A 15,013-nucleotide genomic window follows, 5' to 3' on the forward strand; every position below is an offset into this window, starting at 1 on the left:
TTTATCAAGATAAAGAAGGTTGTCAAACTTCATTTCTTCCTCAAAAGGTAATGTCGGGGCGTAATTGTCAATAAAATCTTGGGCTACAACCTTTAAGGTTTCCAATTCAGCCATTGTTTTAGCAGAACCTATATGTTTATAAACAACCCTTTTGCGATTTAGATAGTAGATCACCTGAACTGCTATGGAGCCAGAAGCTGTTTTTATTGTACGAATTCGTAGCATTAATATCCCTTAGTGCGACAATTTACATCTTTTTACAATATAATCAATTGATTATCAATGGAATTATTTTTATTAGTGCTGCATAGGGACAAGTCAGGAAAAATTATCAGCAAAAACGCAGTAAACCAAAGTCTTAAAATAATCTAAAAAAGCCCTAGCATTTAGTGCAGGGCTTTTCTTATTTTTCTTGTAGTTGTAATGATTCTTTGGATATGGCAAGGTAATCATTTAAAATGTAAATTTTAAATAGCTTCTGCCTCTTCTTTCATTAAATCTCTATCAAACTTTCTGATAATCAAACGTGTGCCTCTATCGTAACTGAAATAGTTTACAATCCAATTCATCAGGGTAACCATTTTATTTCTAAAACCTACTAAGAAAAGTAGGTGAATAAACATCCATGTTAACCAAGCAAAAAAACCTTGAAATTTCCAATATTTTAAATCAACTACAGCTTTATTTCTTCCTATAGTAGCCATAGAACCTTTATCAAAATATTCAAAAGATTTTGTTGGTTCGTTATTGATAATTCTGACTAAGTTTTTAGCTAACTGTTGCCCTTGTTGTATCGCAACCTGAGCTACACCCGGGTGTCCAAAAGGATATTCTTCACTTTCTATAGATGCTAAATCTCCGATGGCAAAAATGTTATTATAGCCTACAATTAAATTATCGGGTTGTACTTTAATACGACCACCTCTTACAATTTCTGCTTTGTCTAGACCAGGTATAAGAGCACCTTTTACGCCTGCACTCCATATCACTGCTTTAGTGGGTAAAATTTCGCCGTCTTTTAAAGTTACTTTGTCACCATCATAAGCTGCAACAAGTTTTTCAAGCATTACGGTTACACCCATGTTTTCCAAAAATTCTTGTGCTTTGTAAGAGGCCTGTTCAGAGAATGGTGTTAATACACGTTCAGAATTTTCTATTAAAAAAATACGCATCCTTTGTATATCCAATTCTGGATAATCAGCGGGTAAAACGTGGTTTTTAAGCTCGGCAAGTGCCCCAGCTGTTTCTACACCTGTTGGACCGCCACCTACTACCACAAAATTTAAAAGAGCATCTCTTCTTATTGGGTCTTCTTCTATAAGGGCTTCTTCCAAGTTTTGTAGAATTAAAGAGCGCAGGTTTAAGGCTTCAGGAACCGTTTTCATAGGCATGGCATAATGCTCTATTTCTTTTTGTCCGAAGAAATTGGTTTCTGATCCTGTAGCTAATACCAGATAGTCATAATCAAAATCACCTATATCTGTGCTAATGCTATTAAGCTCTGTATGGATAGCTGTAACATTAGCAACCCTAAAAGCTAAATTTTTTTGTTCGCGAAATACTTTACGAATAGGAAAAGCAATAGAATCTGGCTCTAAACCACCGGTTGCAACCTGATATAATAAAGGCTGAAATGTGTGGTAATTATGCCTGTCTAACATCAGTATGTTTACTTCTGCATGTTTTAATTTTTTTGCCAGTTGTATGCCTCCAAAACCACCACCAATGATGATGACTTTTGGGAATTTTTTATCGCTTTTCATATTTTAATTATTAAGCTTCTTCGCCTCTAATTTTTATTTTAATGCCATTTAATTGTTCGTTAACCTTCAACTGACATGCCAATCTACTATCGGTGCCGGCATCTGGTAAAGTATCTAGCATGTCTAGCTCTGCATCTTGCACATCTGCTAATTGTTCTAAACCTTCTAAAACCTGTACATGGCAGGTAGCGCATAAAGCCATACCTCCGCAAGTGGCTAAAATATTGTATTCAGAAGCTTTTAAAACTTCCATTAAGTTGAGGTTAATATCCGTAGGAATTTCAATCTCTTGCTCGGTATCATCCCTATCTATAACAGTTAATTTTATCATATTTAAAAAGTGTTTACACCATAAACGGTAGTGTATTTAAAAGATAATTTTTGATCTGGATAAACATATTTAAAAGCACTCTGGCACATTAAAGCAGCTTCATGGAAACCACTTAAAATTAGTTTTAGTTTACCAGGGTAGGTATTGATATCTCCAATGGCATAAATTCTTTCTACATTGGTAGAATAATCCTCGGTATTTACTGCAATAGCAGATTTTTCTATATTTAGACCCCATTCACCAATGGGGCCAAGTTTTGGACTTAAGCCAAATAAGGGAATGAGATAATCTGCATTTAGTATTCTTTCTTCTTTACTTTTGCTAAGCAGATGCACTTTTTCTAAATGAGTATCGCCATTAATTTTATGAAGATGTGATGAAAGAATTAAGTTAATTTTGCCCATTTCAGCAAGTTTAAAGACTTTTTCTGCCGAGTCTGGCGCACCTCTAAAAGTATCTCCACGATGCACTAAAGTAACTTCTTGTGCAATGTTTGCCAAGAAGATAGTCCAATCCAAAGCAGAATCTCCACCGCCAGCTAAAACCACTTTTCTATCACGATAAAGCTCTGGATTTTTTACCATATAGCTTACACCTTTACCTTCAAACAATTGAAGATTTTCTATATCTGGCTTTCTAGGCTCAAAACAGCCTAAACCACCGGCAATCACCACAACTTTACAGTGGATATTTGTTTGATCACTGGTAACTACTAAATAGCTTCCATCTTCTTGCTTGTCTAAACGCTCTACTCTTTCTCCCAAAGTAAAACCTGGATCAAATGGTTTAATCTGCTCCATCAGATTATCAACCAATTCCTGAGCTTTAATTTCTGGATAACCTGGTATATCGTAAATAGGTTTTTGGGGATATATTTCTGATAATTGACCTCCTACCTGAGGTAAAACATCAACCAAATGGCAACGCATTTTAAGTAAACCTGCTTCAAAAACGGCAAACAAGCCAACCGGACCTGCACCTATTATGCAAATGTCTGTACTAATTTGTGTGTTCATATCTCTAAAGATTGATAAATAGTATTTAAAATTCTTTTTAAGTCTTCGTAATCTTTTTCAGTAAGATTTTCCCAAGCTTTCATTCTAATTTCAGCAACTTTAGGAGCCCATTCTTCCATTTTTTGTTTTCCTTCATCAGTAAGATGTAGGGTAAAACATCGCCTATCACTAGGGAGTTGTCTTCTTTCAACCAATTCTTTTTTACATAGTAAATCAATAATACGGGTAAGGGTAGGGTTGTCTTTACCAATTTGCTCTGCTAGTTCGCTTTGGTTTTGATCATTCTCTTGGTTTAATGATTTTAAAACCAACCATTGGTCTACTGTAATATCAAAGCTTTCTTCTTTAAACCGCTTTTGTGCAAATTGTTTTATTCTTCTATTTGTACGATCTAGCAGGTAAGAGTAAGTATTAAAAGATTCTTTTGCCATAACAATAATTAGTACAACAAATATATGAGAATTGTTTTAAACTATATTATTTTAGTAGAGATTAATTTGATAAAATTTTAATGGTTACGAATTTTGTTTTAATCGTTTATGGCAGTTGTTTAGCATTGCAGAATTATATCAGAATTGAGCATTAAATGCTATATGGAGAGTGCTTAAATAAGGATGTTGTTAAATTTGATGGTGATTATAGATAAGCTAGGGATGAAAAAATAAAAAAGCGCCTCCTTAAAAAAAGAGACGCTTTGGAAATTATTTAATTAGTTTAATCTCTATCTTATTACCTGATTTTGCTTCCTTTTACAGCGTAAAACCAGATAAACAAATAGCAAGGCACCATAATCCAATAAGCTTGCTGCGAGTTAAAAGCATCTGCTAAGGCACCATATAATAAAGGAATAACAGCCCCACCAGCAATACCCATCACCAATAAAGAAGAGCCTGCTTTGGTAAATCTGCCCAAGCCATTTAAAGCCAAAGGCCAAATAGCTGGCCACATTAAAGCATTTGCTAGACCTAATAATGCAATAGCTAAAACAGAAGTATAACCGCTAGAAAAGATAGCCACCATTGCAAAAGCTATACCTAATACGGCGCAAAGTTTTAAAGCATTTTCTTGTTTGATATATTTAGGAATACAAATAATGCCTAAAATATAACCTACTACCATAGCTATTAAAGTATAAGTAGTAAAGAAAGTAGCAGTATCTGGCGAAATGCCTTGGCTCAAACCGTAACTAATAATGGTATCGCCGGCAATTACCTCAACCCCTACGTATAAGAATAAAGTGATAACTCCTAATACGAGATGTGGAAATTGTAAAACACTGGTTTTTCCTGAATTTGATGCTGCTACGCTTTCATCCTCAGCATTGGTATCAATTTCTGGTAAGCTAGAACGATAGATTAAAAAAGCCAGAATTGCTAAAACTGCTATGATAGCCAAGTAAGGCGTAATCACCCGAGAAGCCAATTCATCTAGCTGAGCTGCTTTAGCAACTTCATTTAAGTTGGTTAAATTCTCTTCAAAGCTTTTTGTGTCTTTTAAAATGATAGAACCTAAAATTGCAGGAGCAGCAGCACCAGCAAGTTTATTACAAATCCCCATGATACTGATACGCTTAGCAGCACTTTCAGCAGGTCCTAAAATGGTAATATATGGGTTTGAGGCGGTTTGTAAAATTGCCAAACCACTACCTTGTACAAATAAACCTAACAAGAAAAGATTGTAAGTTCTAGTCATGGCAGCAGGTATAAATATCAAAGCACCAATAGCCATAATAACTAAACCAACAGCCATTCCGTTTTTAAAACCGAATACGTTTAAGGCTTTGGTAGATACCGGAGCCATTACTAAATAAGCAATATAAAAAGCAAAAGCTACCAAATAGGATTGAAAATGGTTAAGCTGACAAGCTATTTTTAAATAGGGGATAAGTACAGAGTTTAACCAAGTAACAAACCCGAAGATAAAAAACAGTGCTCCAATAATAAATATTGGATTTAAACCTGACTTTTGCGCAGGTTGATAAGATGAAGATTGGGTCATATAATTTGTTTAGTTCTCGTTTACATTAATATTCCCATCTCACAAAAGCTTCCATTGCTTCGTACTCTGCCAAGCCTAATTGGTCATAAGCTTTAGCTGTTTCGCTAGTTCTTTCCTCAGCTCTCACCCAAAACTCTCTAGAATCGTCTCCAGGGAAAACTGGTAAATCTTTTTGAGATTGGTGTTTAAATATGGCTAAACGTTTTCTTTTTACCTCCTGAGGAGAAAGTGGTACCGCCATTTGAATTTCATGAATCTCAAACTCATGCCATGCACCACGGTATAACCAAAGCCAGCAATCTTTTATCCAATCTTCGGTAAGTTTTAATCTTTGTAAAGCTGTTAATATAATGTTAAAACAAACTTTATGTGTGCCATGTGGGTCGGCAAAATCACCAGCAGCAAATACCTGTTGTGGTTTATATTTTTTCAATAATTCCATGGTTTGGATGATGTCATCCTCAAAACTTACTTTATTGCTAGTTTTAGAGCGGTCGTAAAAAGGTAAATCCATAAAATGGATGTTTTCATCTTTTAAGCCTGCAAATCTGGCTCCTGCAATAGCTTCGCCTTTTCTTATCAAACCTTTAACGGTAAGTAATTCCTTAATGTCTGCTTGGTTTGGTTTTTTAGTAGTTAAGAAACTTCTTACCTCTTTATAAGTTTTTTCAAGTGTAGAAGCATCATTACCCTGTGCTTTGGCGAAATCAATAGCAAATTCTAAGTATCGTAAGGCATCATCATCCCAAACGGCTGTATTACCTGATGTTTGGTAAGCCACATGCACATCATGCCCTTGGTCTGCTAAGCGGATAAAAGTACCACCCATAGAAATCACATCATCATCAGGGTGTGGAGAAAATATAATAGAAGTTTTCTTTGTTGGATTAGCTCTTTCTGGTCTTTGACTATCATCAGCATTAGGCTTACCACCCGGCCATCCCGTAATGGTATGTTGTAATTTATTAAATATCTCTATGTTGATGTTGTAAACAGGACCTTTTTCTGTTGCTAATTGTGCCATACCGTGGTTATTGTAATCTTCTTCGGTAAGCTTCAAAATAGGTTTATTAACCGTTTTAGCAAGCCAGATAACGGCTTTTTTAATAGTTTTAGCATCCCAAATACAATCTCTTACTAACCAAGGCGTATCAAAACGGGTAAGTTCTGATGCGGCATCGCTATCTAAGATAAATTCTACCTGATCTGATAATTGTAAATAAGTTGCAGGAACTTCGGCAGAAATTTCGCCTTCAACAGCCTTTTTAATTATAGGTGCTTTTTTCTGGTTCCATGCCATCAAAATGATTTCGCGGGCTTTAAAAATGGTGCCTACACCCATGGTAATAGCTTTTGTAGGTACATTTTCTTTACCACCAAAATCTCTTGATGCGTCTCTTCTGGTTAAGTCATCAAGGGTTACTAACCGTGTGCCCGAGTTTGGTGCAGAACCTGGCTCGTTGAAACCAATATGCCCCGTACGCCCAATACCTAATATTTGAAGATCTAAACCACCGTAGGCACTTATCTTTTTCTCATAGTTTAAGCAGAAATCTGCAACTTCATTTTCTGGTAAAGTGCCATCTGGAATATGTATATTTTCTTTCTCAATATCAATATGATTGAATAGCTGTTCGTTCATGAAAGTAACATAACTTTGCACAGCATCTGGTCTCATAGGGTAATATTCATCCAGATTAAAAGTGATAACGTTTTTAAAAGATAAGCCTTCTTCTTTGTGCATACGTACCAATTCTGCATAAACACCAACTGGTGTAGCGCCTGTTGCTAATCCTAAAATAGCTTTTTCGCCTTTTTGTTGTTTGGCTTTTATCAAATTTGCTATTCTTTGTGCTACATTTATAGAAGCAGCATGCTGGTCTGTAAATACGGTAACGGGTAGTTTCTCAAAACGGGTTTCTTCAAGAAGGTTTAAACGAGACATGTTTTATTTTTTTTGGATTTAATAAAATATACTATTTTAATTCTATTTCAAACTTAATAAAAAAATCATATTTTGTTATAATCTTTTTAAAAAATTTATTAAGTTAGTATTGTTAAACTTTTTTCACATAATATGGAGCATTTCAAACCAGTTCAGACAAGGTATCTTTCTTTAGATGTTTTAAGAGGGCTTACTGTATGCCTGATGATTGTGGTTAATACACCAGGTAGTTGGAGTCATATTTATGCTCCTTTTAAACATGCGGACTGGCATGGCTTTACCGTTACAGATTTGGTTTTTCCAACTTTCTTATTTGTGGTAGGTAATGCTTTAAGTTTCGGTATGCAAAAGTTAAAAGCAGCTGGCGATTCCGTTTTTTTGAAGAAAGTATTTAAAAGGGCTATACTTATTTTTTTAATAGGTTTGATGCTTAATTATTTTCCTTTTATAAAATGGGAGGAAAATAACTTGGTAGCTAAAAATATATTAGAGCTAAGGGTTTGGGGTGTTTTACAAAGAATTGCCGTTTGCTACCTGTTTGGGGCTTTAATTGTATATTATTTTAGTCGAGTTTATGTTATTGTTGTAAGTGTAGGCCTTCTATTGTTTTATTGGTTTATTTTGAGCAATTTTTCTATAGGCGCAGACCCCTACAGTTTAGAAGGAAATTTGGTAACACAAGTTGATTTATGGTTGTTACCTGCACAAAATTTGTATAAAGGCTTTGGTATACCCTTTGATCCGGAAGGACTTTTAAGTACGCTGCCAGCTATTGTAAATGTAACTTTTGGTTTTTTAGCAGGAGTATTTATTCAGGAAAATACAAATAAGGGAAAGGCAGCCTTCAAACTTTTATTTATAGGATTGGCATTATTGGCAGTTGCCTTACTTTGGGCTACGGTATTTCCTATTAATAAACCTATATGGACAAGTTCTTATGTACTTTATACTGTAGGATGGGATTTGCTATTGATAGCTGCGTTAATGTATGTTATAGAAGTTATTCATATCAAAAAATGGACTTATTTTTTTGAGGTATTTGGCAGAAATCCACTTTTTATATTTGTACTTTCTGGTGCACTTATTAAGTTATTGAGTTTGATAAGATTTAACGATACTTCTTTAAATAAATTGGTGTACGAACAGTTATTTACCACTTGGTTGTCAGATAAAAACGCATCATTAGCCTTTGCTTTAACTTATATGCTTATTTTATGGTTAATAGGTTTTATGCTTGATAAAAGGAAAATATATGTTAAAGTTTAACCTCTTAAATATTTTTGGATTGAATTTGCTTTAGGCTTCTATCTACAGCCTTAGCTTCTCTGGGTTTAAAATACTAAGCAACTCGGATTTATGGAATAAGGGATTTACGTTTCATTAACGATCTTTATAAAATACAAAAACCGATTGAGCTTTTCAGATTCAATCGGTTTTTAAATATAGTTTAGTGGCGTTTAAACGATGTCGTTTTCGCCTTTAACATAACCGAAGTTAGCTAAGATACCACCATCAACAAACAAGATATGTCCGTTAACAAAATCACTTGCTTTAGAAGCTAAGAATAAAGCGGCATTAGCTACATCTTCTGGCTCACCCCATCTTCCGGCAGGTGTTCTGGTCATTACTAAATCGTTAAAAGGATGATTTCCTTCTCTGATAGCAGCTGTTTGTGAAGTAGCAATATAACCTGGGCCAATACCATTTACTTGAATGTTGTATTTAGCCCACTCGCAGCACATGTTAGCTGTTAATAGTTTTAAACCACCTTTTGCAGCTGCATAAGCAGAAACAGAATTTCTTCCGTAAATACTCATCATAGAGCACATATTGATGATTTTACCGTATCTCTTTTTAATCATGTTAGGCGCCACACGCTTAGAAATAATCAAAGGAGCAATTAAATCAATATCAATAACTTGTTTAAAATCAGCTATAGGCATATCTAAAATTGGAATTCTTTTGATGATACCAGCATTGTTTACTAAAATGTCAACACTACCAACTTCGTTTTCAATTTGGGTAATTCCGCGGTCAACATCAGCCTCGTCTGTTACGTCAAATTTTAAAGTATAAGCATCAATACCATGTTTTTTGTATTCTACTTTACAAGCTTCAAGTTTATCTTCAAAAATATCATTCACACAAATTTTAGCTCCAGCTTTTCCTAACATGGTAGCAATAGCAAAACCAATTCCGTGTGTACCTCCGGTTACAAGTACTACTTTGCCGGATAAATCAAATAAAGAGTTCATATTCATTGTTGTTTAATTATTTAAGTTGAAAAGGTTGTACAATATCCATATCGCCATAATCCAGGTTCTCGCCAGCCATACCCCAAATAAAAGAGTAATTTGATGTACCAGCACCACTATGGATAGACCAAGATGGAGAGAATACAGCTTGCTCATTAGTTAACCAAATATGACGTGTTTCATCAGGCTGACCCATGTAATGACAAACAGCTTGATTTTGCGGAACTTCAAAATAAAAATAAGCTTCCATTCTTCTGTTATGCGTATGTGCTGGCATAGTATTCCAAACACTACCTGTCTTAAGCTCGGTTAAGCCCATTTGTAATTGACAAGTTTCTACTACAGAACTTACCAATAGTTTACAAATTCTACGAGCATTACAAGTTTCTAAACTTCCCATCTCTACAATTTCTGCTTCATTAAGCGTTACTTTTTTAGTTGGGAATTTATGATGAGCAGGAGCAGAGTTGATATAAAACTTTGCAGGCTCTTGTGCATTTGCCGAGCTAAAACTTACCTCTTTAGTTTCTTTTCCGATGTATAAAGCTTCTTTATAACCTAATTCATAGCTAACACCATCAGCAACAACAGTACCTTTAGCGCCAACGTTAATAATTCCTAGCTCTCTTCTTTCTAAAAAGTAAGGCGCTTTTAAAGGATCAATAGTTTCTAAAACCAAAGTTTTGTGAACTGGTAAAGCACCACCAACAATGTATCTATCATAAAGAGAATAAACCAAGCTTATTTCATCTTGCTGAAATAAATCAGGCATTAAAAACTCTTCTCTGATTCTGGTGGTGTCGTAATTTTTGAAATCTGCTGGATGAGCAGCGTATCTTTCTGTGTATTTCATAACTTTTGAGTTGATTTTCTGATAATTAACTGTGGTAATATTTCAATATTTTGATATTGATCTGAGATTTCTTTGCGCTGTACTTTTTCTAGTAATAAACTAGCTGCTGATTTTCCCATATCTGTACTAAACTGCTCTACTGATGTTATGTCAAGTAATTCTGTAAAGGGTTCATTGGCAAAGCCTGCAACGCCAACCTGCTCTGGTACTAAAATGTGGTGTTGTCTTAAACATAAAATTGCTCCTAAAGCAGAGTAATCTCCCGAAGCAAAAATGGCATCAAAATCTACCTTTTGTTTCAGTAGTTCTTCAACTGCCGCAATTCCTTTATCTTTTGTAAGCGTGTTTTCGATGATAAAATCTGGATTAAAAGCTATTTGATAATCTGCTAAAGCTTTTTTATAGCCATTTAACCTATCCTGATAAATATTAATGTAAAGCGGACCACTAAAATGAATAATTTTTTGATAGCCTTGTTTGATAAGATGTTCCGTAACCTCGTAAGCTCCTTTAAAATTATTATTCACCACTTGATTGCTTACCAAGTTGTTTAAAGCCCTATCAAACATCACAAAAGGGATTTTATTAGTTAAGATTTCTTGAAAAGAGCTTTCATTTTGTGTTTCTTTAGATATAGACATGATGATACCCGCAACGTTGTTACTCAGTAAAGTCTTTACATTATCTTCTTCATCTTTAACACTTTCGTTAGATTGACAAATGATAACGTTAAAACCTTGTTGTTTTGCGATGGTTTCTACACCATGTATCACATTAGAAAAGAAAACACGATTAATACGTGGGACAATTAATCCTATTGTATTACTGTATCCTTTTTTTAGTTTTTGAGCAAAAGAATTTGGTTGATATCCCATCAATTTCGCTTGCTTTAAAACACTTTGTTTGGTAGCATCGCTGATTTTAGGACTGTCATTTAATGCTCTAGAAACGGTTGAATAATTGGTGTTCAACTCGCGAGCAATATCTTTTATGGTTACTTTCTTTGTCATTTAGGTTGCCCAAAGCTAAGCTATTTTTTATATTTGTGCAAACGTTTGTATTAAATATTTTGATACCTGATTTGCCAATACAATAAAATAAGCTTTTTAACAGTAGCAAAGCACCGCCTTCTAAATAAAAAATAATATTTTTTGTTTTTATATTATTTTTGTGCGCAAACGCAAAGCAATATGAAAGATAAAACAGTACGTATTAAAGATATAGCACTTAAAGCAAATGTATCTACTGGTACTGTAGACAGAGTTTTACATAAACGTGGTAGGGTGGCTAAAGATGTGGAAGAGAGAGTACTGCGGATTATTAATGAACTTAATTATGAGCCTAATTTAATGGCCAGAGCTTTAGGTTCGCAAAAAGTATACAGGTTTGCAGCTTTAATTCCAGATGCGCAATTTGATGTTTATTGGTATGGGCCTAAAGCAGGAATAGAACATGCTTTTAAAGAATTGAAGCAATTTGGTGTTGAGGTTAAAGTGTATTTATTTAATCCGTACGAGGCTGATTCTTTTATAACCGCCGCAAAGCAATTAAATGCAACCCAGCCCGATGGTGTTTTGCTTTCACCAATATTTTATCGCGAGGCTTTACCATTTTTTGAGCATTGGAAGGCACAAAATATACCCTTTGTGCTTTTTAATACAGAAATTACCGATCATCAACCGTTAAGTTATATTGGTCAAGACTCTTATTTAAGTGGAATGTTGGCCGCAAAAATGCTTCAATATGGTTTGCCCGAGCCTTGTAGTATTTTGATAGCACATTTTGATGAAGATATCAGTAATGCTGCCCATTTGGTAAAAAAGGAGAGTGGTTTTAGAAAATATTTTATACAAAACCAATTACACGATTCTTATAAGTTGATAAAGGGAGAATTTAACAGCGCTAAGTTTTCTGTTTTTCATCAACAATTGAGTGATGTTATAGAAAATAACCCCGATTTAAAAGGTATTTACGTAACTACTTCTAAAGCTTTTGAAATTGCTGCTTATTTGAAAGAGCGTCATATTCATGATTTTAAGATTGTTGGGTACGATTTGCTGCCTAAAAATGTACACTTCTTAAATAACGGTATGATTAGTTTCCTCATTAACCAAAACCCTAAAGGACAAGGTTATTGGGGTATTCATCAATTAGCTAATCATTTGATTTTTAAAAAGGAGGTTGCTGTATTTAAGTATCTACCTTTAGATATTGTAACCAAAGAGAATCTTAACTATTTCTTAGATAAACCTGAGTATTAACTTTTTTTTAACTTATTAGTGTGTGCGCAAACAGTTAAAATAACCTGGAATTTCACTATATTTAATTGTTTTTGAGAATTATTTTAAATTAATTGAAAAAATATTTAGAATTAATTTGCTTTTGTGTGTGCGAACACATTATATTTACTTTATAAATCTCACATGTGTAACGGCGCATGATCAAGTCAATATGAAAGCTAAAGCAAGGGCAGCAGACATCAAAAAAATAGTAGAGAACTTCTTAATCTCTGGTGAAGTTGAAACTTCTGGTTTAAATTATGGTTCGGGGCATATTAACGATACTTATTGCTTGAATAACAAGCAGCCTCTTGAGCCTGATTATTTGTTACAACGCATCAATCATCATGTTTTTAAAGATGTATTGGCTTTAACGGATAATATTTATCTGGTATTAAACTATCTTAAAAATAAAATACAGCATTTACCGCATAGCGATTTGCAGGTATTAGAACTTATTCCAGCAAAAAATAAAATGCTTTATCATAAAGATGAAGATGGTAATTACTGGCGGATGTATGTTTTTATAAAAGGTTCTAAAAGTTTTGATATTGTTGAAACAGAGCAACAAGCAGAAGAAGGAGGAAGAGCTTTTGGGCAGTTTCAGGCTTTGCTATCTGATATGAATGCTTCCCTTTTAAGTGAAACTATTGTAGATTTTCATAATATTTTATTTAGGCTAGATAACTTTACTAAAGCTTTAAAAGAAAATAAAGCTGGTAGAGCTGCAACAGTGCAACATGAGGTAGATTTTATTTTGGCCCGAGTTACCCAAATGCGCAGGATATATGACATGGGGCAGCAAGGTCTTCTACCTAAAAGAATTACCCATAACGATACGAAGTTTAACAATATACTTTTCAATCAGGATGATAAAACCATTTGTATTATTGATTTAGATACTGTAATGCCCGGTTATATAGCCTATGATTTTGGTGATGCGATACGAACCATTATCAATACCGCTGCGGAAGACGAGGCTGATTTAAGTAAGATTAAATTAAACATCCCTTTATTTGAGGCTTATACAAAAGGTTATTTGGCAGAAGCAGGTAAATTTTTAACCCTTGAAGAAGTGAAATCTTTGCTTTTAGGAGTTTTTCTACTTCCTTATATGCAGGCTGTGAGATTTCTTACAGATTACTTAGAAGGCGACCATTACTTCAAAATTGCTTATCCAGAGCATAATTTGGTGCGTACCAAAGCACAATTGCATTTGCTAAAACAGCTAGAAGAGCATGAAGCAGAGCTACTTGAAATTATATCTACTTACAGTATTTATCAGCTAAAATAATATGCAACATCACTCAAATGTTCAAAAAGGTGTTAATCCTATCATCATCATTGGAGCCTTATTTTTTGTATTCGGGTTTATCACTTGGTTAAACTCGGTATTAATACCTTATCTTAAAATTGCCTGCCAGTTAGATAATTTTGAGTCATACTTGGTAGCTTTTTCTTTTTACATTTCCTATTTAGTGATGGCCGTACCATCTGGTAAATTACTAAAATATACAGGCTATAAAAAAGGGATGAGCATAGGTTTGTTGGTGATAGCTTTAGGCGCTTTAATATTTATTCCGGCCGCTTTAAGCAGAACTTATGGCGTTTTTCTATTAGGTTTGTTTATACAAGGCACAGGTTTAGCTATTCTACAAACAGCTTCTAATCCTTACATTACGGTGTTAGGTCCGGCAGAGAGTGCTGCAAAAAGAATCAGTATTATGGGAATTTGCAATAAACTGGCTGGTGCTTTGGCGCCTATAGTTTTAGGTGCTGTTACTTTAAAAAATACCGATGCTATAGAACAGCAATTGCTTAACATGTCGGCAATCCAAAAGGAAACTGTTTTAAATGAATTATCTGCAAGGGTAATTATTCCTTATTTATTAATCGTAACTGCATTACTACTATTAGCTTTTTGGGTTTATCGTTCTAGTTTACCAGAAATTAATACGGATGAAGAAGATGCGCAAACATCGGCAGCTAATGAAGGAAAAAAATCAATTTTACAATTTCCACACCTGATAGTTGGTGCCATTGCTTTATTTCTATATGTAGGGGCTGAAGTTATAGCCGGGGATACCGTAATCAGCTACGGTGCCTCACAAGGCATCGCTTTATCAACAGCTAAATACTTTACCACTGCAACTTTAATAAGCATGATTGTAGGTTATTTAATAGGTATCATTTGTATTCCAAAATACATCAATCAACAACAAGCTTTAACTATTTGTGCGCTATTGGGTTTGGTGCTTTCTACGGCAGCTATTTTAACCTCGGGCTTTTTATCAGTAGTTTTTATTTCTTTGTTAGGTTTAGCAAATGCGCTAATATGGCCAGCTATTTGGCCTTTGGCTATGGCTAAATTAGGTCGGTTTACCAAAGAAGGCGCTTCCTTACTGATTATGGGTATTGCCGGCGGTGCTATTTTACCACTTTTATACGGCTACCTAGCTGATGTTTTAAATACCCAACAGGCTTACATCATCCTGATACCTTGTTACTTATTTATAGGTTATTTTGGGGTATATGGTTATCAATTAAAATCGTCTCATAAAAAATTATCATAA

The 15,013-nt window shown here is 34.5% G+C and carries 13 protein-coding genes and 1 pseudogene; 4 read left to right on the forward strand and 10 right to left on the reverse strand.

The window, feature by feature from the left end:
- From H510_RS20665 to nagB, 7 genes and pseudogenes are all read right to left on the reverse strand, one after another.
- Positions 1-225, reverse strand: a pseudogene (locus H510_RS20665) (IS1634 family transposase); the annotation flags it as partial.
- A 242-nt stretch (positions 226-467) separates the two neighbouring features.
- Positions 468-1,763: an NAD(P)/FAD-dependent oxidoreductase gene (locus H510_RS0105140; RefSeq protein ID WP_026903328.1), complete on the reverse strand. Its 1,296-nt coding sequence runs from the start codon at positions 1,761-1,763 to the stop codon at positions 468-470.
- Between the two features lie 10 nt (positions 1,764-1,773).
- A complete protein-coding gene (locus H510_RS0105145) occupies positions 1,774-2,094 on the reverse strand; it encodes a 2Fe-2S iron-sulfur cluster-binding protein (RefSeq protein ID WP_026903329.1) in 321 nt (106 codons plus the stop codon).
- Positions 2,095-2,096: 2 nt separating this feature from the next.
- Positions 2,097-3,110, reverse strand: a complete 1,014-nt coding sequence (locus H510_RS0105150; protein ID WP_036692014.1) for an NAD(P)/FAD-dependent oxidoreductase — start codon at positions 3,108-3,110, stop codon at positions 2,097-2,099.
- Positions 3,107-3,541, reverse strand: coding sequence for a MarR family winged helix-turn-helix transcriptional regulator (locus H510_RS0105155; RefSeq protein WP_026903331.1), 435 nt, complete (start codon positions 3,539-3,541; stop codon positions 3,107-3,109). The genes H510_RS0105150 and H510_RS0105155 overlap by 4 nt, the downstream gene beginning before the upstream one ends.
- 298 nt (positions 3,542-3,839) lie before the next feature.
- Entirely contained in the window at positions 3,840-5,108 is a 1,269-nt protein-coding gene (locus tag H510_RS0105160) for a sugar MFS transporter (protein ID WP_026903332.1), read from the reverse strand.
- 25 nt (positions 5,109-5,133) lie between these two features.
- A complete protein-coding gene (gene nagB, locus H510_RS0105165; RefSeq protein ID WP_026903333.1) occupies positions 5,134-7,053 on the reverse strand; it encodes a glucosamine-6-phosphate deaminase in 1,920 nt (639 codons plus the stop codon).
- Positions 7,054-7,185: 132 nt separating this feature from the next.
- Here nagB and H510_RS0105170 point away from each other — a divergent pair, with 132 nt between their 5' ends.
- Positions 7,186-8,319 (forward strand): acyltransferase family protein, encoded by a 1,134-nt coding sequence (locus H510_RS0105170; RefSeq protein WP_026903334.1) that lies wholly within the window; start codon positions 7,186-7,188, stop codon positions 8,317-8,319.
- Positions 8,320-8,510: 191 nt separating this feature from the next.
- Here H510_RS0105170 and H510_RS0105175 read toward each other — a convergent pair whose 3' ends face one another.
- Genes H510_RS0105175 through H510_RS0105185 form a run of 3 tightly spaced genes read right to left on the reverse strand, consistent with a single transcriptional unit; the run spans position 8,511 to position 11,171 of the window.
- Complete coding sequence (locus H510_RS0105175; RefSeq protein ID WP_036692049.1) at positions 8,511-9,308, reverse strand: gluconate 5-dehydrogenase; 798 nt, start codon at positions 9,306-9,308, stop codon at positions 8,511-8,513.
- A 16-nt stretch (positions 9,309-9,324) separates the two neighbouring features.
- A complete protein-coding gene (gene kduI / locus H510_RS0105180) occupies positions 9,325-10,161 on the reverse strand; it encodes a 5-dehydro-4-deoxy-D-glucuronate isomerase (protein ID WP_026903336.1) in 837 nt (278 codons plus the stop codon).
- Entirely contained in the window at positions 10,158-11,171 is a 1,014-nt protein-coding gene (locus H510_RS0105185) for a LacI family DNA-binding transcriptional regulator (protein WP_026903337.1), read from the reverse strand. The genes kduI and H510_RS0105185 overlap by 4 nt, the downstream gene beginning before the upstream one ends.
- Positions 11,172-11,351: 180 nt before the next feature.
- Between H510_RS0105185 and H510_RS0105190 the strand changes: the two genes are divergently transcribed.
- The 3 genes from H510_RS0105190 to H510_RS0105200 all read left to right on the forward strand — a co-directional run bounded on the left by H510_RS0105190 (position 11,352) and on the right by H510_RS0105200 (position 15,013).
- The gene (locus H510_RS0105190) at positions 11,352-12,422 is read left to right on the forward strand and encodes a substrate-binding domain-containing protein (RefSeq protein WP_026903338.1); all 1,071 of its coding nucleotides are present in this window, start codon (positions 11,352-11,354) and stop codon (positions 12,420-12,422) included.
- Between the two features lie 190 nt (positions 12,423-12,612).
- Positions 12,613-13,734 carry a phosphotransferase enzyme family protein gene (locus H510_RS0105195; RefSeq protein ID WP_026903339.1) on the forward strand — a complete coding sequence of 374 codons (1,122 nt, stop codon included), beginning with the start codon at positions 12,613-12,615 and terminating at the stop codon, positions 13,732-13,734.
- A gap of 1 nt (position 13,735) precedes the next feature.
- Complete coding sequence (locus H510_RS0105200) at positions 13,736-15,013, forward strand: sugar MFS transporter (protein WP_026903340.1); 1,278 nt, start codon at positions 13,736-13,738, stop codon at positions 15,011-15,013.

The sequence above is a fragment of the Pedobacter glucosidilyticus DSM 23534 genome (assembly GCF_000425145.1).
Taxonomy (GTDB): domain Bacteria; phylum Bacteroidota; class Bacteroidia; order Sphingobacteriales; family Sphingobacteriaceae; genus Pseudopedobacter; species Pseudopedobacter glucosidilyticus.